Source organism: Polynucleobacter sp. P1-05-14 (genome assembly GCF_018881675.1).
Taxonomy (GTDB): Bacteria; Pseudomonadota; Gammaproteobacteria; order Burkholderiales; family Burkholderiaceae; genus Polynucleobacter.
In genome coordinates, this window is the sequence record NZ_JACVPV010000007.1 from 22,619 (window position 1) to 43,400 (window position 20,782).

Sequence of the window (20,782 nt, forward strand, 5' to 3'; positions counted from 1 at the left end):
GGCCCCTAGTTAGAAGGGTTATAGGGGCTCGGACCATTATCTGGGCGATTTTTAAAGCGCTTGTGAACCCAGTAGTATTCCGCCGGCCGAAGTCGAATTTCTTCCTCAAAGCATTGATTAAGGCGTGCGGTGTCTGACTTGGGGTCTGCCCCAGGAAAATTCTCTAAAGGCTTCCCAATTTCGCAAAGGTAACCTGACTCATCTGCTTTTAATGTGGTGGTCATTAAGCATACGTCTGCGCCAGTAATTTTTGCTAAGCGAGAAATGGTGGTGATGGTATTTGTTTGAATTCCAAAAAATGGCACAAATTCAGAATCCTTAAGGCCTAAATCAAGATCCGGCGCAATGATGATGAAGTCTCCATTACGAATTTCTCTGATGATCGCTTTTGCATTGCCTTGGCGATCAATTGAATTTCCACCAAAGCGATTACGCCATTCCACAATTCGTTTATTAAAAAATGGATTCTTCATTCTCTGGAAAAATCCTGAAGTACGCGGCCAATGTTTTGTTTTAGAGAGCGCGCTCAAAATAATGCTGCCCTCAATCCCTGTGAAATGCATGTTTACTAAAATGCGCGGTTTCTTGCTTGAGAGATCAACCGCTGACTTCACTTCAATCATATTGCTCAGTTGTTTAGAGCTGCCACACCAGATAATGCTTTTCTCTACCAGACTACGCCCAAGCAATCGCCAGTGCTCTTTGGCAAGACCGTCGATTTCAGCTGCACTTAGTTTTGGAAAGCATAAATGGAGATTTGTTTTGACCACTCGACTTCTATCGCTTGGAATTCGAGCCGCAATATATCCAAGGCCGTAGCCCAGCGCAACCAGAAGCCTGTATGGCAAAAGGGTAAGCAGCTTGAGTAGAACGACGACTACTTGATTGGAGAAAGACTTCAGCAAATTAGTTTTGCTCTGATTCGTAACGCTTTACGGATTTAGCATAGCGCTCTGCCATTTCTTCAATAGAGCTACTTGACATTCCCAAATCATTTACTAGGCCAGTTTCAAGGCGATAAGCCCAGCCATGAACAGTGAGATCTTGCCCGCGTGCCCAAGCATCTTGCACGATGGTTGTTTCGCATACGTTAACTACTTGCTCAATGACATTGAGTTCGCAAAGGCGATCTTGACGCTTAGGGGTTGGAATAGTCTCGCCTAAATACCGCCCATGTTTTTGATGCACATCCTTAACGTGACGCAACCAGTTATCTGCAAGGCCTATGCGTTTATCAGTTAGTGCTGCATGGACGCCTGAGCAACCATAGTGGCCGACTACCAGGATGTGTTTGACCTTGAGAAGGTCAATCGCAAATTGGATAACGGATAAACAATTTAAATCGGTGTGAACAACTACATTTGCAACATTTCGGTGAACGAATAATTCACCAGGTAGTAGGTTCACGATTTCATTCGCTGGCACTCGACTATCGGAGCAACCAATCCATAGATATTCAGGGGCTTGTTGAGAAACGAGGCGCTTAAAGAAATTGGCATCTTCCGCCACCATGCTTTCGGCCCAGGTACGATTATTGGCAAATAGCTGTTCTAGCGCTTGAGAATTCTTCATCGTCATGCTTTCAGTTTAAAGTACTTTAATGATGCCCAATTGGTTAAAACAAACCCCCACCGGAATTACCTTAAATTTACATTGCCAGCCAGGAGCCAAGGTGACCAAGGTCGTTGGCCTGCATGATGGTTGCTTAAAGATTTCTTTACAGGCACCTGCCTTAGAAAATAAGGCTAACGAGCTCTTATTAGCCTGGCTTTCTAAGCAATTAAGAGTGCCTCAAAAACAAATTCAATTCGTTTCTGGCCAGAATAGCCGCAAGAAACGAGTAGAAATTTGGGGGCCTATTAGTCCCGAGCAAATTGTGCAGTTGTTGAGCCCTTGATTTAAAGGTCGGCGCTTACCAAAATATTGCCCATAAGATTCCCAAAATAAGCACCCACTTACCTACGTAATAAACTGAGCGATGTTTTGCTTTGAGCTTTTTGGCTTGTGCGCGGAGATGGTAAAAATAGGTAAACAGAATATTTACAAAGCCTATTTTCTCGCCTTCAACATTTTGAGATGATGCAGCGCTCATGACATACCGCCCAAACCAGCGATTAAATAGAGCGACTGCCTTAGTGTGAACCGGGCGTTCGACATCGCAAAATAAGATGATTCTTTGCTGATCTGTTTCATTGGCAGCGAAATGAATGTAAGTTTCATCAAACATGACCGCTTCGCCATCTTTCCAGAAATAACGCTCTCCATCCACATCAATAAAACATTTGGGATCGTTGGGAGTCGCTAGGCCAATGTGATAGCGCAAGGAGCCTGCATAGGGGTCACGATGGCGCACCAGCGTTGCTCCAGGCGGCAGAGAGGCGAACATGGCAGCCTTGACCGAGGGTATTGATTTAAGCAGTGCAACCGTTTTGGGGCAACCTGCTTGGGCCGAGGGCACTTCTTTTCCATACCAGCAGAGGTGAAAACGCTTCCATCCAGTGCGAAAAAAGGAGTTAAAGCCAATATCGTTGTATCCAGTTGCCGCAGCAATAGAGCCACCTTCCTGCAGTGAAAGCGCTTCTTGTCGAATCATTTCCCAGTTATCTTGGATGGGCTGCATTTCAGGAAATTGGCTTACTGGAATAAAAGCACCAGATTTTACTTTTGAAAATAAATACAAAAGTGCATTTACGGGAGCCAAAAGCACTTGGTAGTCGGTAAGGGATCTAACGACTCCAAAACGAATCTTTCCTCTGAAATAGACGTAAACGGCCGATGCAATAAAAATAAAAAAGATGATGTGGCGAATTTCCATGAGTTTTGTCTAAGTGAGGTAATTATTAATATTTTAATTTGTATATCAGATCTAAATTGACTATTTCTTATGCTTGGATGCTCATATACTTCAAGCAGAGGGTTTGAAAACCGGCCTAGGGTTTATGTGGAGTTTTACTAAGGATGATCTTATGAATAGCTTTATAAAGTGGCTCTTAAGCCTTGTTTTAATTGGGTTAGTGGGTATTTCAGTCTATACATGGGGAATGCTAACTTGGAGCTATGGCAGTGGTGAGCGTGCAGGGTATGTCCAGAAATTCTCTAATCGCGGTTACGTATGCAAAACTTGGGAAGGCGAATTAGCCATGGTTTCTATGCCGGGCACGATGTCAGAAAAATTCTTCTTTACGGTGCGCGAAGATGCTGTGGCGCAAAAAATCAATGCTAATTTAGGTAAAAAGGTGGCCCTAAAGTATGAGCAACACATTGGTTTGCCAACTACCTGTTTTGGCGATACCGAGTATTTTGTTTCTGATATTACTGTTTTGGATGAGTAATTTGTAGTCGTAGTAAAAAATTGCTGTAACGCAACTTTATTTTTGTAATTTTTTGTGGTTAAAATCATATAAGCGTAATGTGCGCTGACATCAATATCTATAAGGAGCTTCACTTGAACAAAGCCGAACTAATCGCAGCGATTGCTGACGACGCGGAGATATCTAAAGCCAAAGCTGAATTCGCATTGAATTCTGCAATCGACACAATTATCAAAGCTGTTACTAAAGGTGACTCAGTACAACTGATCGGCTTTGGTACTTTTGCTTCTGGCAAACGTGCAGCACGTATGGGTCGTAACCCAAAAACTGGCGAGCCACTCAAAATTGCTGCTGCAAAAACTGTTAAGTTTTCTGCTGGTAAAGCATTTAAAGATTCAGTTAACAAGCGTAAGAAGTAATTCTTCCTTTGTTGATAAAAAAGCCCGGCATGCCGGGCTTTTTTATTCCTTCAAAAATCTCAATCAATCAGATGCAACACTAAGCTGAGTTAGCTTTGCACTAAACGACGGTGACGATGGATGCTCATTAATATCCCTGCGCCAAAACCAAGCGTCACTAATGCAGTGCCACCATAACTAATAAATGGAAGTGGCACACCAACTACTGGCAAGAGACCACTCACCATGCCAATGTTGACAAATGCATAGGTAAAGAAAATTAAAGTCACTGACGCACCTAAGAGACGCGTAAATAAGTTTGGCCCGCTCGCCGAGATCGCTAAACCTCTTTTAATGAGCGCGAAGAACAAGGCAATCAATATCAGATTACCCAATAAGCCAAATTCCTCAGAGAAAACTGCAAAGACAAAGTCAGTATGTTTTTCTGGAATAAATTCTAGATGTGCTTGCGTTCCTTGGAACCAACCTTTGCCAAAGAATCCGCCAGAGCCAATTGCAATCATGGATTGAATGGTATGAAAGCCCTTTCCAAGTGGGTCGCTAGTCGGATCTAGCAGAGTACATATGCGATGCTTTTGATAGTCGTGCACAAATGGCCACACTACATCATGGGCACAAATAGTGCCGCCAAAAATAATGATTAACAAAATACCAATAACACCCAAGCCAACAAACGGCAGTATCCATTTCCACGGTAGGCCCGCCAAGATGATGACGTATAGTCCTGCCGCAAAAACGAGTAGCGCCGTTCCCAGGTCCGGTTGGCGTGCAATTAAAAAAACTGGTATCGCTAAGATCACAGTAGCAATACCATAGTCCCAAGATTTTTGAATGCCTTCTCGCTTTTGAAAGTACCAAGCAAGCATCAGTGGCATTGCAATCTTCATGATCTCGGATGGCTGAATGACAACTCCAATATTGAGCCAGCGACGAGCACCCTTTTTAATGAGTCCGAATGCGGCTACTGCTATTAAGAGGGCAACACCAAATCCATAAATCCAAACTGCACCCATCTCCAACCACTTAGGTGGAATACGTGAAACGATCCACATCACTAAAAACGAGAGTGCGAGGTTGCGCAATTCATCTGTAATTTGTACGGGAGTATTTTGACTTGCAGATAAAAAAGTACAAAAGCCAACAGCCGCTAAGCCAAGCAGAATAAAGCCTAGCTGGCGGTCTAAACCAGCGAAGATGCTGGAGAAAAATACTTTAACTTTGATTAAGGGGCTCTTTTCCATTCAGGAACCTCCCTGGGCCACTTGCCCTCAATGTAGTAGTCCAATGCTTGACGTGCAATCGGAGCAGCATACTGTGCGCCGAAGCCTGCGTTCTCTACAACCATTGCAATCACAATGGTTGGTTTATCCGCTGGAGAAAATGCGATATACAAGGCATGGTCGCGCAAAAATTCTGCTGTGGATCCATGCTTGTAATCTTTGGAGTTCAAGCTAAATACCTGCGCAGTTCCAGTTTTCCCACCCACTTGATATCCAGTGCCTTTAAATGCTGCGGCAGATGTGCCGGAGTTATTAACCTCGACCATGGCCTTCTTAATCACTTCAATATTCTCAGCATTGAGATCGATGCGATAACTTTCTTTTGGAGTTGTCAGTACTCTGTTGCGAGTAAATGGATCTTCAATGGCTTTGACTAAGTGGGGCTTCATCACAATTCCGTTATTAGCTACGTTTGCCATGGCATGGGCTAATTGCAAAATTGTGAAAGCGTTGTAACCCTGTCCAATACCCAGGGAAATAGTTTCACCCTCGTACCATTTTTGCTGCTCAGGTTTTTTGAAAGTATTTTTCTTCCACTCGGTAGATGGCAAAACACCCCTTGCTTCGCCTTGTAAATCAATGCCAGTAATTTGACCAAAGCCCAATGGCTTCATAAAATCAGCAATCATGTTTACGCCCATGTCTCGGGCAAGCATGTAGTAATACGTGTCACAAGATTCAACAATCGACTTTTGCATATCGACTATTCCGTGACCACCTTTTTTATCATCCCGGAAGGTGTGGTTGCCAAAGTCAAAGTAGCCAGGATCCGAAATTGTTTGTGATGGAGTGCGCTTTTTATTTTCTAAAGCTGCTAATGCCATGAAAGGTTTGTAAGTAGATCCGGGTGGATAGATTCCTTTCAGTGGGCGGTTATATAGCGGCTTCTGTGGAGAGTCATTCAACTCTTTCCAAGTCACCGAATCAATGCCTTCAACAAAATCATTCGGGTTGAAGTTGGGCTTAGAGACAAAAGCCAATACATCACCTGTCGCTGGTTCAATAGCCACAAATGCACCGCGGAAATTTCCATACAGTTGCTCAACTAAATATTGGAGCTTGATGTCAACTGAGAGAACTACATTTTTGCCCGGAACTGATGGTGCGCTAGAAAGCGTGCGCACTGGTTTGCCGCCCGCAGTAATTTCTACTTGATCGTAACCAGGCACGCCACGTAATACATTTTCATAACTTTGTTCCAGGCCAATCTTTCCAACGTATTGAATGCCCGGCAAAAAAGAAGCCTGCAAAGCATCGGGATCATCGGCCTTGGCGCCCTCAATTTCAGTCTGCATGCGCTCTTTGTCGCGTTGCGAAACGCGGCCAATATAGCCAATCAGGTGGGAGGCCAATTCGTTATATGGATACTCCCGAAAGCTTCTGGCCCGGATTTCTACCCCAGGAAAGCGATAGCGATTGGCCATAAACCGTGCAGTTTCGGTCTCGTTGAGCATGGATCGCAGGGGGAAAGTGCCCATATTGCGAGAATCTTCTAGGGAACGCTTGAAATTGCGACGATCCCGGGGCGAAATAGCAACGATTTCAGAAAGCTCATTGATGAGCTGATCTACGTTTCCTTTGACTTCTTCAGCATTCACATCCAATGTAAGGGCAGAATAATTTCGACCAATCACGATGCCATTGCGATCAATAATGAGTCCGCGATTTGCCGGCGCCGGAACCAGGGCAATGCGATTGCTTTCAGCCAGAAGTGCGTATTTCCCGTGGCTTACTAGTTGTAGCCATACAAGACGGGTGATGAGTAGTAAAAAGCAAAATGTGACAAATAGAGTCGCAATATGAATGCGCTCTTGAAAGGAGTCGAGATCGGGTTTTTTAAAAGAAACCATACCGCCTCTTAAAGGGGTCGATTGTGATCAACATCTATAGGGCGACGTTGCGGCGCAAGCAAGATGCGAGTGGCTAGCGGCCAAAGCATCGCTTCAATCAAAGCCTGGATTGCGCCAGTTAAAGCCCACCAATAGAGCTCACCGCTGAGCAGCCAATGGGCGAGCACAGGAAATAGCGATACCAATAAGAAAATGGGAAGTAGGTGTAGGGCTTGCGAAAGAACGGTGAGAGCCACAATGCGCCTGTGCCATGAGATAGCAAGGTAGGCGACTAGGGAATAACTAAAGGCGTGCAATCCTAATAAATCGGAATTATGTACATCGATCATCAAGCCCAAAATGAAGGCGGTGATGACGCTGACATAGCGATGTTGATGAATGTTCCAAAACACAATACACAGGATTAACCAATCTGGCACCCAACCGTAATTACCAATGGGCAATAGGTTTAATAGCAGCGCACAAAATAAGCTGAAATAAATAAAGACCGGATTTACCGGGCGCAGAATATAGCCGCTCTGGAAATCGATCATTGCATACCTCGCGCACGCGTTTGGCGTCTGCCGGGTGTATTGCTTAGTGGTGCACCAGAAGTGGATTTGCTATTCACAGTTGCCGCTTTGGCATCAAGTTGCGGATCGTACAACAGTGCAAGCGCTTGACGATAGCGATTTACTGCCGCAACGGGAACACAAAAGACGTTAGAAGAGTTCTTATCAACATTGCGCTCTATTTTGCTAATCACTGCTACTGCAAACCCTGGGGGGTAAACGCCATCAATGCCCGAGGTCAGCAAAATATCGCCAACCTCCAAATCGCTGGCTACCGGTAAATAGCGTAGCTCCAATGGATTGCCACGCCCCGCGCCAAATACAGCCGCACGAAGGCCGTTGCGGGCCACTTGAACTGGAACCGCAAAATCACGGTCTTCCAGCAGGGAAACCTCGGCAGAGCGCTCATAGAGGCGAACCACTTGACCCAAAATGCCAGAATCATTGGCAATCGGATTGCCAAGCTTTAGGCCATCATTGCTGCCACGATTGATTACGATGCGCTGCGAGATTGGATTGGGTGGATTAAATAGAATTTCTACCGGTAATGTTTTGAATGGAACCTGTTTTTGCAAAGTCATAAGCTCGCGCAGGTTTTGGTTTTCCACCATCAAAAATTCAGATTGATTTGCCAGCAAAGAAAGCTCTGCTTGACGTACTTTCATTACTTGGTTTTCTTGATCAAGAGTTGATCGGGTGGTGAAATATTCTGATGTTGCTTCGAAGGCGTTACGCGGTGCCATCATCACATATTCAAGAGGACGCAAAATCCAGTTGACATTATTGCGAATGGGGTCGAGTGCTTTGAAACGAAAATCGATCAGCATCAGAGCGATGCTGATCGACAGACAGACAATCAGTTTAAGTAAGGCCGGAATGCCCTGTCTGAAAAGTGGTGGAGCGCTATGTTGCAATTCCCTGGTCGACGTGTATGTCGCTTACTCGTGCGAGAACACTCCGCCTAACTTATCCATGCGCTCGAGTGCGATACCGCAACCACGAGCCACGCAAGTTAAGGGATCTTCTGCCACATGAATTGGCAAACCAGTTTCTTCAAGCAAGAGGCGATCGAGGTCGCGCAATAAGGCTCCGCCGCCAGTAAGCATCATGCCGCGTTCAGCAATATCGGACGCCAACTCTGGTGGAATTTGCTCGAGAGCTGCTTTTACCGCAGTCACGATTTGATTCAATGGATCAGTCAACGCCTCCAGAATTTCATTGCTTGTAACAGTGAAGCTACGTGGAATACCCTCAGAAAGATTGCGACCTTTAACTTCCATCTCGCGCACTTCAGCGCCAGGGAAAGCGGAGCCAATTGTTTTCTTAATCAGTTCAGCAGTTTGTTCGCCAATCAACATCCCGTAGTTACGACGAATGTAATTGGTAATCGCTTCATCAAACTTATCGCCACCAACACGAACAGAGCCTTTGTAAACCATGCCGCCTAATGACATCACGCCAACTTCAGTTGTGCCGCCACCGATATCAACCACCATCGAACCAGCAGCTTCTGAAACCGGGAGGCCAGAACCAATTGCAGCTGCCATTGGTTCTTCAATGAGGAACACTTGCGATGCGCCGGCACCTAATGCAGATTCGCGAATCGCACGACGCTCAACCTGGGTAGAACCACAAGGAACGCAAATGATGATGCGTGGGCTAGGCTTTAGTAATTTGCTTTCGTGCACAAGCTTGATAAATTGCTTGAGCATTTGTTCGGTGATGGTGAAGTCGGCAATTACGCCATCTTTCATTGGGCGAATGGCCTCAATATTCCCTGGAACCCGACCCAACATCGCTTTTGCCTCTTTGCCGACGGCCAAAATGGTCTTTTTGCCGTTTGGACCGCCTTCTTGGCGAATTGCCACAACCGAAGGTTCATCGAGGACAATACCCCGCTCACGCATATAAATTAAGGTGTTGGCGGTTCCTAGGTCGATGGCTAGGTCATTGGAAAAGTAGCTGCGGAAAAAACCGAACATGATGTAGTGGGAAAATAGAAAGTGTTAATGAAAATATATAGGAATGATACTCTCGTCCCATGAAACTTGATGATGTCCAGCGCATTGCGCACCTATCTAGGCTTGAGTTAAATCAGGCAGAAGCCGAGGCAGTTTTGCCTCAATTACAGGCCATTTTTTCTTTGGTTGAGGAAATGCAGGCCGTGGATACCACTGGTCTTGAGCCATTGGCTCACCCAATCCTCTTTTTGCGGGATTTGGCCCAGCCCATGCGCGTTGATCAAGTTACTGAATCAGATCATCGTGCCGAAAATATGCAGTCAGCCCCTGCTCAGCATGACGGCTATTTCTTGGTGCCAAAGGTGATCGAATGAGTTGGCACAACACCCCTATCGCCTTAATGGCAAAAGCACTTGCTGCAAAAGAGGTATCCAGTACAGAGCTAACCCAGTACTTCTTAGACCGTATTGAGGCTGGAAAACAGTGGAATGCCTATCTTGATGTGAATGCTTACTTAAGTTTAGAGAAAGCAAATAAGGCAGATCAACTGATTTCCTCCGGCAAGGCTGGAAAGTTAACAGGCATCCCCGTTGCGCACAAAGACGTCTTTGTAACGCGTGGTTGGAAGTCAACAGCTGCCTCCAAAATCTTGGCTGGATATCAGAGTCCTTTTGATGCCACGGTGGTGGCTAATTTGGGCATTCCCGATGAAAGTAATCCCCATGGTGCTGGCATGGTTTGCCTGGGCAAAACCAATATGGACGAGTTTGCGATGGGCTCCTCGAATGAAAACTCTGCCTTTGGGCCGGTGTTAAACCCTTGGAATGCTGCTCACGTAGCGGGAGGCTCGTCCGGTGGCTCTGCTGCGGCTGTAGCGGCAGGATTGGCTCCGATTGCAACTGGCACAGATACGGGTGGATCAATTCGCCAGCCAGCAGCATTTTGTGGATTAACCGGCATTAAGCCTAGTTATGGGCGCGTATCGCGCTACGGCATGATTGCTTACGCTTCATCGCTCGATCAAGCTGGGCCGATGGGCAAGACTGCAGAAGACTGCGCCTTGTTGCTGTCTGCAATGTCTTCGCATGATCCGCGTGACTCCACCTCTTTGGCTGACTCTGGTGAAGATTACGCTCGTTACCTCAATCAACATTGGAAGGAAGGCAATGCCAATCCCGCAAAACCATTGGAGGGTTTGCGTGTTGGTTTGCCTAAAGAATTTTTTGCAGAAGGTTTAGCCGCTGATGTTGCTAAATCCGTTACTGAAGCCACTAAGCTTTTAGAAAATTTAGGCGCTACATTAATTGAAGTCAGCTTGCCTAAAACCAAGTTATCCATACCGGTGTATTACGTTTTAGCGCCAGCAGAAGCATCGAGTAACTTGAGTCGCTTTGATGGTGTGCGTTATGGGTATCGTGCCAATGAGTATCGTGATCTCAATGATATGTATGCCAAGTCACGCACCGAAGGTTTTGGTGAAGAAGTGAAGCGCCGCATCATGATTGGAACCTATGTGCTATGTCATGGTTACTATGATGCTTACTATCTTCAGGCACAAAAAATTCGTCGCATTATTGCAGCGGATTTTCAAGCTGCATTCAATCAGTGCGATGTCATCCTGGGGCCTGTAGCCCCTGACGTGGCTTGGCGTTTGGGCGAGAAATCTAAAGATCCCGTGCAAATGTATTTAGAAGATATTTATACGCTCTCTACTAACTTGGCAGGCTTGCCAGCGATGAGTGTCCCTTGTGGATTTAATACAAACAACTTGCCAATTGGCATGCAGCTCATTGGTAATTATTTTTCTGAAGCGCGCTTGTTGCAAGTGGCTCATCAATATCAGCAAGCCACTGATTGGCATTTGCGTCCAGCAAGTGAGGTGGCATGATGCAATGGGAAGTCGTTATTGGTCTAGAGACCCACGCGCAGTTGCAAACTCAGTCCAAGATTTTTAGTGGCGCAAGTACGCGCTTTGGCGCCGCGCCAAACACGCAAGCGTGTGCGGTGGATTTAGCATTGCCTGGCGTTTTGCCTGTACTTAATCGTCAAGCGGTAGAGCATGCGATTCGATTTGGTTTAGCAGTAAATGCGAAGATTTCGCCGGCAAGTATCTTTGCTCGCAAGAATTATTTCTACCCAGATCTACCCAAGGGCTATCAAATCAGCCAGATGGAGATCCCGGTTGTTGTTGGCGGGTATCTTGAGATCTTGGTTGGGGATGAAATAAAAGTAGTTGAACTCACTCGCGCCCATATGGAGGAGGATGCTGGTAAATCAGTCCATGAAGAAGGCTTTACAGGCCCTCATGGCGAGCTCTCTAGCGGGATTGATTTGAACCGCGCCGGCACACCACTCCTCGAGATTGTTACTGAGCCAGTGATGCGCAGTGCCGCTGAGGCCGTTGCCTATGCCAAGGCTTTGCATGGCTTGGTGGTGTGGCTGGGAGTTTGTGACGGCAATATGCAAGAAGGCTCTTTCCGTTGCGATGCGAACGTTTCTGTTCGCCCTAAAGGCCAGGCTGAATTCGGTACCCGTTGCGAAATCAAAAACTTGAACTCCTTCCGCTTTTTAGAGGAAGCCATTCAATATGAAGTGCGTCGTCAAATCGAGCTGATTGAAGATGGCGGTGCCGTTGTTCAAGAAACCCGACTTTACGATCCTGACCGTGGCGAAACCCGCAGTATGCGCAGTAAAGAAGATGCTAACGACTATCGCTACTTCCCCGATCCTGACTTATTGCCCGTTGTGATTGATGATGCATGGATTACAGATGTGCGCAGCAAGATGCCAGCATTACCTGCTCAATTACGCGAGCAGTGGCAAACCGAGTTTGGCTTAAGTGCATACGATGCGCAGTTGCTCACGCAAGATCGCGACACAGCAAAAGTATTTGAAGCATTGTTGGTAATCGTAGGTAAGCCATTGGCAAAGGCCGCAGCCAATTTAATTGCTGGTGAATTTGCTTCCTCCTTAAATCGTGCAAGCATTGCTGCAGCTGACGCGCCATTAAAAGCGGAGCATTTAGCGCCACTACTGACGCGTGTGGCAGATGGCACTATCTCCAACAAGATTGCTAAAGATATCTTTGCCATTCTTTGGGAAGAGGCGATTGCAGGTAAAGCTATTAGCACGGTTGATCAGGTGATTGACGCTAAAGGATTGAAGCAAATTAGTGATAGTGGAGCCATTGAGGCCATCATTGATCAGGTGTTAGCCGCTAACCAGAAATCGGTTGAAGAGTTCCGCTCGGGCAAAGAGAAGGCATTTAACGCTCTCGTTGGCCAGATCATGAAAGCCTCTCAAGGCAAAGCAAACCCTGGTCAGGTGAATGAGCTCTTGCGTAAAAAGCTTGCTTAACCAAAGAACATATTTAGAAAGTAATACATGAGTGCAATCGATCCAAAGCAAGCCGAACAAGAAGAGTTAGTTGCTGAGTGGTTGCGTTCAACCCCAGGCTTCTTTGAGCGTTACGCCGATCTCTTTAATGAGATTCGGATTAAGCATCCACATGAGGATCGTGCGATCTCTTTGCAAGAGCGTCAGATGACGATATTGCGTACACAAAATCAAGAGCTCAATCGTCGCTTAAGTGAAATGTTGCACTTTGGAAGCCGTAATGACAAAACCCAACAAAGTTTGGTTGCTTGGTTATTGTGTTTGATGAAGGCCAACAATAAGGCTGATGTGGAGTCTGCGATAACTTCGGGCTTGGCCGAAGTATTCGAAGTAGAGTCTGCACAATTACTGTCGCCTAACTCTGCTTTTGGCCCTTGGGTCGATACACCTCTGTGTGGCTCTGCTAAGGAGTTGGCAGTAGCAAGCGTAGATTTGTTAGCAAGCCAGACAAGCATTAATCCTGAATGGCAAAGCATGGTGGCCATTGGGTTGCCATTAGGCAAAAGTATTGGTGCCACTCAATCGCCTGCAGTATTACTGTTAGCCAGCAAGGATGAATCCCGCTTTACGGCAGATATGGGCGCTTTCTATTTGCGTCAGATTGCTGAATTAACTGCCGCAGCTTTGGATCGTATCCAGGCTTATGAAATTAAAGTCGACTGAACTACACCCCCTCATGCAAGAGTATTTGCATGAGTTACATGTGTTGCGTCAGCTCTCGCCGCATACGCTTAAAGCGTACGGCATGGATTTGAGCGATCTACAAAATTTCGCCCTTGAGGACAATATTGAGTTGTTAAGAGTGAGTAACGGCCATGTGCGTCGTTGGGCTGGCCGTTTGCACTCCAAAGGTAAATCCTCAAGAAGTATTGCGAGAGCGCTTTCTGCATGGCGTGGCTGGTATGACTGGCTTACCGAGAAAGATGCCAGGCGTGATGCCCGTGCTGGTAAGGTAACAAGCAATTTAATTGCTAACCCGGTTGACGATGTAAAGGCGCCTAAGCGCTTGAGGTCTTTGCCCAAGGCTTTGTCTGTCGAGCAGGCGCTTGCCCTGGTAAACCAAGCCGTGAAAGAAGCGGAAGAAAAAAAGGATTTGGAATCAATCCGAGATGCAGCCATTATTGATTTGCTTTACTCATCAGGCCTGCGTCTTTCAGAGCTCTTGGGAATTGATGTGATGCAAAGCAAAAATCGTCAGCATGAATCTGCTGGTTGGTTGGATTGGAATGCTGCTGAAGTAACAGTTTTAGGTAAGGGCGGCAAGCGACGTTCAGTACCTGTTGGTGTGCCTGCAATGAAATCACTTGCTACCTGGCGAGAGCTGCGTGATGCTGGAAACTATTCAGAAGAATCCATCGCCTTGTTTTTGTCAGCAACGGGTAAGCGCTTATCACCACGTACCGTACAAGCAAGACTGCGGACTTTAGCTATGCGCGCTGGATTGCCCACCCATGTGCATCCTCATATGATGCGCCATAGCTTTGCCAGCCACGTGCTGCAATCCTCACAGGATTTACGTGCAGTACAGGAGATGCTAGGGCACGCCAGCATTGCTAGTACCCAGATTTATACCTCTTTAGATTTTCAGCACCTAGCTCAGGCATACGATAAAGCGCATCCGCGCGCAAAGGCTGGCAAAGGCTGAGGAACTCGGTAAGATAGAAGGTTTCCCGCTTTGGGAATTGTTGGCTTTTAGATTTTGATTGGATCATCCATGGCATTAATTCCAGTAACGATTTTGACGGGCTTCTTGGGAAGCGGCAAAACCACTTTGCTTAAACACATCTTGACTGAAGAGCATGGCAAAAAAATTGCCGTCATTGAGAATGAATTCGGTGAAGAGAATATTGATAACGACATCTTGGTGCAAGACAACCAAGAGAACATTGTGCAAATGAGCAATGGTTGTATTTGCTGCACCATTCGTGGCGATCTCGTGGATGCTTTAAACGAGCTTTGGGAGCAACGCAAAGATAAGAAGATTAGTTTTGATCGTGTCGTGATTGAAACCACAGGCGTTGCTAATCCTGGCCCCGTCGCTCAGACATTCTTTATGGATGATGATGTGGCAGACCATTATGTTTTAGATGCTGTAGTGACCCTGGTGGATGCCAAGCACGGTCAGCAACAACTCAATGAGCATGAAGAGGCTCAGCGCCAAGTTGGCTTTGCCGATCAAATCTTTATTACTAAGACCGATTTAGTGACGCCTGCTGAAGTAGATGCCTTACGTAATCGCCTGATGCATATGAACCCAAGAGCGCCTATTGCAGGCATTTCTAAGGGCGTGGTGCCCTTGAATGCTGTCTTAGACCTCAAGGGCTTCAATCTCAATGCCAAGTTGGATATTGACCCCCATTTCTTAGAGCAGGACGATCATGACCATGCTGATTGCGGTCATGATCATAGTCACGATCATGATCACAGTACCTGTGGCCATGATCATAGTCACGACCACCAGCACCAGCACCATGGCCATGCTGGCCATACTGATCGTATCCAATCCTTTGTTTTTCGTAGTGATAAACCCTTTAATCACAAAAAGTTGGAAGACTTCCTGGGAGGCATTTTGGAGGTCTTTGGAGAGAAGATGTTGCGCTATAAAGGCGTGCTCTATGTGAAGGGAAGTAGCCGAAAAGTAGTGTTCCAGGGCGTTCACCAGATGATGGGCAGTGATTTAGCTGGCCCATGGGGCACAGAACCCAAGCAAACCCGTATGGTCTTTATAGGCATCGATTTGCCCAAGGACACCCTATTGGCAGGGCTTGAGGGCTGTTTGGCCTAGCAAGATTCGGGTACAATCCGCCGCCACGGCCCATATTGATGAATATTAATAAAAGGGCCGTAAAAGTTTGGCAGAATGAGGCAATAATGCTTCAAACCAGGAAAGAATGAGATGACGGTAAAAACAGCAACAAAACCAGCAACCGCTGCAAAAGCTAGTAGCAAGGCTGCGAGCGCTAAGGTTGCAAAAGGTGCTCCATTAACTGAGGCAGAGTTGCTCAAGATGTCCGACAAGGACTACATGAGTGCTGCGCAGTTAGATTTTTTCCGTCAAAAACTGCTCACTCTTAAAAACGACATTTTAAAGAATGCCTCTGAGACAACAGAGCATCTGCGTGAAAATATTTTGGTTCCTGATCCTGCCGATCGTGCAACGATTGAAGAGGAGCATGCATTGGAACTGCGCACGCGTGATCGTGAGCGCAAGCTGCTCAAAAAAGTAGAGCAAGCATTGGCGCGCATTGAATCTGGCGACTATGGATGGTGCGAAGAAACTGGTGAGCCAATCGGCTTGAACCGTTTAATTGCAAGGCCTACAGCCAATTTATCTCTTGAGGCTCAAGAGCGTCGTGAACTCCGTCAAAAATTATTTGGCGAATAAATTTTAAGTAGCGATGACTAAGCATTTACCAACTATTAGTGATATCTCTCCTTTATTAAAGGCGGAGATTCTTGCTGAGGCTTTGCCTTATATTCGTGCGTATCACGGCAAGACTATTGTGATTAAGTATGGCGGAAATGCCATGGTGGAAGAACGTCTCAAGGAAAGTTTTGCGCGTGACGTGATCTTGTTAAAGCTTGTTGGCATGAATCCAGTAGTAGTTCATGGGGGAGGCCCACAAATTGATGAGGCCTTGAAGAAGATTGGTAAGACCGGTACTTTTATTCAAGGTATGCGCGTAACCGATGAAGAAACCATGGAAGTAGTGGAATGGGTTCTAGGCGGCGAGGTGCAGCAGGATATTGTGATGTTGATTAACCACTTTGGCGGCCAGGCTGTTGGCTTGACTGGTAAAGACGGCGGATTGATTCACGCTAAGAAAATGAAGATTCCTAGCGATAAAGAGCCGGGCAAGATGGTGGATATCGGTTTTGTTGGTGAGATCGAGGCAATTAATCCTGCGGTGGTTAAAGCTTTGCAAGACGATGCGTTTATTCCGGTAATTTCTCCTATTGGCTTTAGTGCAGAAGGCCAGGCTTACAACATTAATGCTGACTTGGTGGCTGGCAAGATGGCAGAAATCCTGCATGCAGAGAAGTTGGTCATGATGACCAATATCCCGGGCGTGATGGATAAAGACGGTAAGTTGCTGACAGATTTAACCGCGCGAGAAATTGATGCGCTCTTTGCTGATGGCACTATTTCTGGCGGTATGTTGCCCAAGATTTCTTCCGCATTAGATGCCGCTAAGAGCGGTGTCAATTCAGTGCACATTATTGATGGCCGCATTGAGCATTCATTATTGTTAGAAATTCTGACCGAGCAAGCATTCGGCACGATGATTCGCTCTAGATAAGCAGATAACCATGAGCGAATCTTTAGAGCCAGTAAACATCAACGACAGCAACGCTGACGCTGGTGTAGCTCGTAAGCGCCCTCGTCCAGGTGAACGCCGCTTACAGATTCTGCAAGTACTTGCTGAGATGTTGCAAAACCCGAAGGCTGAGCGTGTCACTACAGCCGCTTTAGCGGCCAAGATTGAGGTTTCAGAAGCAGCTCTTTATCGGCACTTCGCCAGCAAGGCGCAGATGTTTGAAGGCCTCATTTCTTTTATTGAGCAAACCGTTTTTGGATTGATTAATCAAATTAATCAAAAAGAAGAATCTGGCCTTGTTCAGGCGCGCGGTATCTTGCAAATGCTTTTATTCTTTGCTGAAAAGAATCCTGGCATGACTCGCGTTTTATTGGGCGATGCTTTATTGCAAGAGGATGATCGTCTTCAAGAGCGCATTACTCAAGTGCTTGATCGTGTCGAAGCATCTCTTAAGCAAGCTCTACGTATTGCCCAAACCCAAGGCGGTAATTGGGCTCAGCTAGGCCAAGAAGAGGTCAGCATTCGTGCGGCCATGTTGATGAGTTTTGTTTTGGGTCGTTGGCATCGCTTTGCCCGTAGCGGATTTAAGAAGCTGCCAACTGAAGCCTCCGATGTTAGCCTGCGCCTTCTCCTTTCAGAATGAGCGAGCTACACCTCTCTAGAAATACTATTCATTTTGCCGAGCCCCTGCCTTTGCAGAGTGGCGCCATTTTGTCTGGCTACGATTTAGTGATTGAGACCTACGGCAAACTCAATGCCGATAAAAGTAATGCTGTTCTTGTTTGTCACGCTCTCAATGCATCTCATCATGTAGCTGGCCCAAGCCCAGATAATCCAGAAGACATTGGTTGGTGGGACAACATGATTGGTCCTGGTAAGCCAGTGGATACCGATCACTTTTTTGTCATTGGCGTCAATAATTTAGGCTCTTGTTTTGGTTCTACTGGGCCAATGAGCATCAATCCTACTAATGGCAAGCCATATGGCGCAGATTTTCCGGTGGTCACGGTTGAGGATTGGGTGAATACTCAAGCCCGCTTGGCGGATAAGTTGGGTATTCGTAAATTTGCTGCTGTAATGGGTGGAAGCCTGGGTGGCATGCAAGCCATGGCTTGGGCTATTCAGTTTCCTAAACGCATAGACCATTGTGTGGTGGTGGCATCTACCCCAAGGCTGAGCGCACAAAACATTGCCTTCAATGAAGTGGCTCGTAATGCCATTCTGTCTGATCCTGATTTTCATGGGGGCAACTACTACGAGCATGGCGTTGTACCAAAGCGGGGTTTGCGTTTGGCGCGCATGGTTGGTCACATCACCTATTTATCTGATGATGACATGGCAGAAAAATTTGGACGAGAATTGCAGCGCCCTAATGGCGAGTCAAATGACTATCGCTTCAGCTTTGATGTTGAGTTTGAGGTTGAGAGTTATTTACGTCATCAAGGTGATAAGTTTTCAAGCTACTTTGATGCCAATACTTATTTATTGATTACGCGTGCACTAGATTATTTTGATCCAGCACGTCGTTACGATGGCAGTCTGAATCGCGCCTTAGCGGAGGTGCAAGCTAAGTTTTTGGTTGTCAGCTTTTCAACTGACTGGCGGTTCCCACCTGATCGCAGTCGCGAGATTGTGCAATCTTTGCTGAGTAATAAGAGTGAAGTAACCTATGCTGAGATCGACGCGCCACATGGGCATGATGCTTTTCTGCTAAATGACGAGCGTTATCACAACCTGGTCCGAGCTTACTTTAAGCAAATGCGTGAGGTTCAAGCATGAGCAATTTTAATAAGCGTGCCGACTTTGCTGCCATAGCTAATTGGATTGCACCCAATACTCAAGTCTTGGATCTCGGTTGTGGCGATGGTAGTTTCTTGGAGTTTTTGCAGAAGCAAAAACCGGTTCACGCTTATGGTGTTGAGATTGATGATTCACGCGTACTCTCTTGCGTGCAAAAGGGCTTAAACGTCATACAGCAAGATTTAGAAGGCGGCTTAGCGCTCTTTGAAGATGGTAGTTTTGACACAGTTGTGCTGTCACAAACTCTGCAAACTATTCATCAAACTGAAAAGATTTTGCGTGAGGTAGTGCGTGTAGGCAAGGAGTCAGTAATCTCTTTTCCAAACTTCGGCCATTGGTCTCATCGATTGGCTGTTGGTCTAGGCCGCATGCCAGTTTCTAAGAGTTTGCCTTATCAGTGGTACAACACGCCCAACGTACGCGTTCTCACGGTTGCTGACTTTGAGAAGTTAGCCTCAAGCCTTGGCCTGAAGGTAATCGATCAATGCATCTTGCATGAGGGTCGCCAGGTGACTTTGATGCCAAATTTATTTGGTAGTCTCGCTTTATTCCGCATTCGTCGTGCCTAACAAGCAACTCCATGTAGTGAAGTCCTGGCTTCAAGACTTTCGGGTTTATCTCGAATGGTCTTGTTTGCGCATGTTGTTCTTGGGCTTTTCCGCAGGACTTCCTCTATTACTTATTCTAGGAACTCTGAGCTTTTGGCTGCGTGAAGCCGGCATTGATCGCAGCACCATTGGTTACTTAACTTGGGTTGGTTTGATATATGCTTTTAAGTGGGTTTGGGCTCCGCTTGTTGATCGCTTACAAATCCCGCTCTTAACGCAATTGTTTGGTCGCCGTCGCAGCTGGTTACTCTTTGCGCAAGCACTCATCATTTTGGGTCTGGTCGGTATGTCGACTTTAGATCCCAAGCTGGCACTCAATTCCATTGTTTGGTGTGCGCTCTTGGTGGCTTTTGGATCTGCCACTCAAGATATTGCATTAGATGCTTTCCGTATTGAGTCGGCCAATGGTGACCATCAAGCAGCCCTTGCTGCTACATATCAAACTGGATATCGTCTTGCCTTAATTTGGGCCGGCGCCGGTGTGCTTTGGCTTGCTGCTCGTGCTGAAACAGGTAGTGGTTACGATGCGGGCGCATGGCAATTTGCCTATCTTTGTATGGCGGCCTCAATTGGGGTAGGTGTAATTACAACCCTTTTAAGCAAAGAGCCTGTGAAGTATGAGTTAGCAAAGGTCCGTACTGCCAAAGCATGGCTATATCAGACCTTAGTTGAGCCTTTTGCAGAATTTATTACACGCTATCGCTGGCATGCTATTTTGATCTTGTCATTAATTGCCATCTACCGTATTAGTGATGTCGTGATGGGCATTATGGCAAACCCCTTTTATGTAGATATGGGTTACACCAAAGATGAGGTTGCTGCAGTAAGCAAAGTGTTTGGTGTAGTGATGACCTTAGTTGGTGCTTTTGTTGGTGGCGTGCTGACACTTCGTTTTGGCGTCCTACGCATTCTGTTTGTAGGTGCAATTCTTTCGGCTGTCAGTAACTTGCTATTTGCTTGGCTAGCTACACAAGGTCATGATCTGCATGGTTTGATTTGGGTCATCTCTGCAGATAATTTAAGTTCTGGTATCGCTAGTGCAGCCTTTATAGCTTTCTTGTCATCACTTACTAATATCCGTTACTCAGCTACCCAGTACGCCCTGTTTAGTTCGATGATGCTGCTCTTGCCCAAATGGTTGGCGGGCTTCTCCGGAGTGTTTGTTGATAACTTTGGGTACCAAGCATTCTTCTACGGCACTGCCATTATTGGCGCCCCAGTCCTACTTCTTATTTGGGCAACGATTCATTTCAAGATCGTGCAGACCAAAAAAGAGGGGGAGTAAAA

Annotated in this window: 23 protein-coding genes; 15 read left to right on the plus strand and 8 right to left on the minus strand. The window is 46.4% G+C overall.

The features are described 5' to 3' along the window. Positions 1-5: 5 nt before the first annotated feature. A complete protein-coding gene (locus ICN37_RS04890; RefSeq protein WP_216155282.1) occupies positions 6-905 on the minus strand; it encodes a lipid A biosynthesis acyltransferase in 900 nt (299 codons plus the stop codon). A 1-nt stretch (position 906) separates the two neighbouring features. Further along, positions 907-1,578 carry a carbonate dehydratase gene (gene can / locus ICN37_RS04895; RefSeq protein WP_215321169.1) on the minus strand — a complete coding sequence of 224 codons (672 nt, stop codon included), beginning with the start codon at positions 1,576-1,578 and terminating at the stop codon, positions 907-909. A gap of 22 nt (positions 1,579-1,600) precedes the next feature. On the opposite strand from can, the gene ICN37_RS04900 reads away from it, so the two are divergent. Next, positions 1,601-1,897: a DUF167 domain-containing protein gene (locus tag ICN37_RS04900; protein ID WP_215321168.1), complete on the plus strand. Its 297-nt coding sequence runs from the start codon at positions 1,601-1,603 to the stop codon at positions 1,895-1,897. 15 nt (positions 1,898-1,912) lie between these two features. On the opposite strand, the gene ICN37_RS04905 is transcribed toward ICN37_RS04900, so the two are convergent. Next, positions 1,913-2,809, minus strand: a complete 897-nt coding sequence (locus tag ICN37_RS04905; protein WP_216155561.1) for an aspartyl/asparaginyl beta-hydroxylase domain-containing protein — start codon at positions 2,807-2,809, stop codon at positions 1,913-1,915. Between the two features lie 157 nt (positions 2,810-2,966). On the opposite strand from ICN37_RS04905, the gene ICN37_RS04910 reads away from it, so the two are divergent. Together ICN37_RS04910 and ICN37_RS04915 are read left to right on the plus strand one after the other, a co-directional pair. Further along, on the plus strand, positions 2,967-3,332 hold the full coding sequence (locus tag ICN37_RS04910; protein WP_072582885.1) for a hypothetical protein: 366 nt from the start codon (positions 2,967-2,969) through the stop codon (positions 3,330-3,332). Positions 3,333-3,409: 77 nt separating this feature from the next. Beyond that, on the plus strand, positions 3,410-3,730 hold the full coding sequence (locus ICN37_RS04915) for an HU family DNA-binding protein (protein ID WP_011903860.1): 321 nt from the start codon (positions 3,410-3,412) through the stop codon (positions 3,728-3,730). An 89-nt stretch (positions 3,731-3,819) separates the two neighbouring features. Here the strand turns inward: ICN37_RS04915 and rodA are convergent, their stop codons facing one another. The 5 genes from rodA to ICN37_RS04940 are packed head-to-tail and all read right to left on the minus strand — an operon-like array spanning position 3,820 to position 9,393. Next, complete coding sequence (gene rodA / locus ICN37_RS04920; protein ID WP_216155285.1) at positions 3,820-4,971, minus strand: rod shape-determining protein RodA; 1,152 nt, start codon at positions 4,969-4,971, stop codon at positions 3,820-3,822. After that, positions 4,953-6,860: a penicillin-binding protein 2 gene (gene mrdA, locus ICN37_RS04925; RefSeq protein WP_216155287.1), complete on the minus strand. Its 1,908-nt coding sequence runs from the start codon at positions 6,858-6,860 to the stop codon at positions 4,953-4,955. Before mrdA ends, rodA begins: the two co-directional genes overlap by 19 nt. 8 nt (positions 6,861-6,868) lie before the next feature. Next, positions 6,869-7,393 carry a rod shape-determining protein MreD gene (gene mreD / locus ICN37_RS04930; protein WP_215321165.1) on the minus strand — a complete coding sequence of 175 codons (525 nt, stop codon included), beginning with the start codon at positions 7,391-7,393 and terminating at the stop codon, positions 6,869-6,871. Next, positions 7,390-8,325, minus strand: coding sequence for a rod shape-determining protein MreC (mreC, locus tag ICN37_RS04935; protein ID WP_216155289.1), 936 nt, complete (start codon positions 8,323-8,325; stop codon positions 7,390-7,392). The genes mreD and mreC overlap by 4 nt, the downstream gene beginning before the upstream one ends. 24 nt (positions 8,326-8,349) lie before the next feature. Then, positions 8,350-9,393, minus strand: a complete 1,044-nt coding sequence (locus ICN37_RS04940; RefSeq protein ID WP_068319852.1) for a rod shape-determining protein — start codon at positions 9,391-9,393, stop codon at positions 8,350-8,352. Positions 9,394-9,452: 59 nt separating this feature from the next. Between ICN37_RS04940 and gatC the strand changes: the two genes are divergently transcribed. From gatC to ICN37_RS05000, 12 genes are all read left to right on the plus strand, one after another. Beyond that, the gene (gatC, locus tag ICN37_RS04945) at positions 9,453-9,746 is read left to right on the plus strand and encodes an Asp-tRNA(Asn)/Glu-tRNA(Gln) amidotransferase subunit GatC (RefSeq protein ID WP_215321163.1); all 294 of its coding nucleotides are present in this window, start codon (positions 9,453-9,455) and stop codon (positions 9,744-9,746) included. Then, positions 9,743-11,260, plus strand: a complete 1,518-nt coding sequence (gene gatA, locus ICN37_RS04950) for an Asp-tRNA(Asn)/Glu-tRNA(Gln) amidotransferase subunit GatA (RefSeq protein WP_216155290.1) — start codon at positions 9,743-9,745, stop codon at positions 11,258-11,260. The genes gatC and gatA overlap by 4 nt, the downstream gene beginning before the upstream one ends. Continuing rightward, positions 11,260-12,729 (plus strand): Asp-tRNA(Asn)/Glu-tRNA(Gln) amidotransferase subunit GatB, encoded by a 1,470-nt coding sequence (gene gatB / locus ICN37_RS04955; protein ID WP_216155564.1) that lies wholly within the window; start codon positions 11,260-11,262, stop codon positions 12,727-12,729. The genes gatA and gatB overlap by 1 nt, the downstream gene beginning before the upstream one ends. A 27-nt stretch (positions 12,730-12,756) precedes the next feature. Then, positions 12,757-13,431, plus strand: a complete 675-nt coding sequence (locus tag ICN37_RS04960) for a DUF484 family protein (protein WP_216155291.1) — start codon at positions 12,757-12,759, stop codon at positions 13,429-13,431. Beyond that, a complete protein-coding gene (locus ICN37_RS04965; RefSeq protein WP_216155292.1) occupies positions 13,412-14,413 on the plus strand; it encodes a tyrosine recombinase XerC in 1,002 nt (333 codons plus the stop codon). Before ICN37_RS04960 ends, ICN37_RS04965 begins: the two co-directional genes overlap by 20 nt. Before the next feature lie 69 nt (positions 14,414-14,482). Continuing rightward, positions 14,483-15,553 carry a GTP-binding protein gene (locus tag ICN37_RS04970; RefSeq protein WP_216155293.1) on the plus strand — a complete coding sequence of 357 codons (1,071 nt, stop codon included), beginning with the start codon at positions 14,483-14,485 and terminating at the stop codon, positions 15,551-15,553. Between the two features lie 222 nt (positions 15,554-15,775). After that, on the plus strand, positions 15,776-16,153 hold the full coding sequence (dksA, locus tag ICN37_RS04975) for an RNA polymerase-binding protein DksA (protein WP_072582887.1): 378 nt from the start codon (positions 15,776-15,778) through the stop codon (positions 16,151-16,153). A gap of 13 nt (positions 16,154-16,166) precedes the next feature. Beyond that, positions 16,167-17,069 (plus strand): acetylglutamate kinase, encoded by a 903-nt coding sequence (gene argB / locus ICN37_RS04980; protein ID WP_216155294.1) that lies wholly within the window; start codon positions 16,167-16,169, stop codon positions 17,067-17,069. A 10-nt stretch (positions 17,070-17,079) separates the two neighbouring features. Next, a complete protein-coding gene (gene slmA / locus ICN37_RS04985) occupies positions 17,080-17,730 on the plus strand; it encodes a nucleoid occlusion factor SlmA (RefSeq protein ID WP_215321157.1) in 651 nt (216 codons plus the stop codon). Next, on the plus strand, positions 17,727-18,866 hold the full coding sequence (locus tag ICN37_RS04990) for a homoserine O-acetyltransferase (protein ID WP_215321156.1): 1,140 nt from the start codon (positions 17,727-17,729) through the stop codon (positions 18,864-18,866). Before slmA ends, ICN37_RS04990 begins: the two co-directional genes overlap by 4 nt. Then, entirely contained in the window at positions 18,863-19,456 is a 594-nt protein-coding gene (gene metW / locus ICN37_RS04995; RefSeq protein WP_072582609.1) for a methionine biosynthesis protein MetW, read from the plus strand. The genes ICN37_RS04990 and metW overlap by 4 nt, the downstream gene beginning before the upstream one ends. Next, entirely contained in the window at positions 19,449-20,780 is a 1,332-nt protein-coding gene (locus tag ICN37_RS05000) for an MFS transporter (protein WP_216155295.1), read from the plus strand. The genes metW and ICN37_RS05000 overlap by 8 nt, the downstream gene beginning before the upstream one ends. Positions 20,781-20,782 lie beyond the last annotated feature (2 nt).

Bases quoted from the DNA above. Each gene is read 5' to 3' on its own strand.
- gatB (WP_216155564.1), top strand. From the start codon at position 11,260: ATGCAATGGGAAGTCGTTATTGGTCTAGAGACCCACGCGCAGTTGCAA.
- dksA (WP_072582887.1), top strand. From the start codon at position 15,776: ATGTCCGACAAGGACTACATGAGTGCTGCGCAGTTAGATTTTTTCCGT.
- metW (WP_072582609.1), top strand. From the start codon at position 18,863: ATGAGCAATTTTAATAAGCGTGCCGACTTTGCTGCCATAGCTAATTGG.
- ICN37_RS04900 (WP_215321168.1), top strand. From the start codon at position 1,601: ATGATGCCCAATTGGTTAAAACAAACCCCCACCGGAATTACCTTAAAT.
- ICN37_RS04960 (WP_216155291.1), top strand. From the start codon at position 12,757: ATGAGTGCAATCGATCCAAAGCAAGCCGAACAAGAAGAGTTAGTTGCT.
- slmA (WP_215321157.1), top strand. From the start codon at position 17,080: ATGAGCGAATCTTTAGAGCCAGTAAACATCAACGACAGCAACGCTGAC.
- gatC (WP_215321163.1), top strand. From the start codon at position 9,453: ATGAAACTTGATGATGTCCAGCGCATTGCGCACCTATCTAGGCTTGAG.
- mrdA (WP_216155287.1), bottom strand. From the start codon at position 6,860: ATGGTTTCTTTTAAAAAACCCGATCTCGACTCCTTTCAAGAGCGCATT.
- ICN37_RS04910 (WP_072582885.1), top strand. From the start codon at position 2,967: ATGAATAGCTTTATAAAGTGGCTCTTAAGCCTTGTTTTAATTGGGTTA.
- argB (WP_216155294.1), top strand. From the start codon at position 16,167: ATGACTAAGCATTTACCAACTATTAGTGATATCTCTCCTTTATTAAAG.
- can (WP_215321169.1), bottom strand. From the start codon at position 1,578: ATGACGATGAAGAATTCTCAAGCGCTAGAACAGCTATTTGCCAATAAT.
- ICN37_RS04940 (WP_068319852.1), bottom strand. From the start codon at position 9,393: ATGTTCGGTTTTTTCCGCAGCTACTTTTCCAATGACCTAGCCATCGAC.
- ICN37_RS04970 (WP_216155293.1), top strand. From the start codon at position 14,483: ATGGCATTAATTCCAGTAACGATTTTGACGGGCTTCTTGGGAAGCGGC.
- ICN37_RS04915 (WP_011903860.1), top strand. From the start codon at position 3,410: ATGTGCGCTGACATCAATATCTATAAGGAGCTTCACTTGAACAAAGCC.
- mreD (WP_215321165.1), bottom strand. From the start codon at position 7,393: ATGATCGATTTCCAGAGCGGCTATATTCTGCGCCCGGTAAATCCGGTC.
- rodA (WP_216155285.1), bottom strand. From the start codon at position 4,971: ATGGAAAAGAGCCCCTTAATCAAAGTTAAAGTATTTTTCTCCAGCATC.
- ICN37_RS04965 (WP_216155292.1), top strand. From the start codon at position 13,412: ATGAAATTAAAGTCGACTGAACTACACCCCCTCATGCAAGAGTATTTG.
- gatA (WP_216155290.1), top strand. From the start codon at position 9,743: ATGAGTTGGCACAACACCCCTATCGCCTTAATGGCAAAAGCACTTGCT.
- ICN37_RS04990 (WP_215321156.1), top strand. From the start codon at position 17,727: ATGAGCGAGCTACACCTCTCTAGAAATACTATTCATTTTGCCGAGCCC.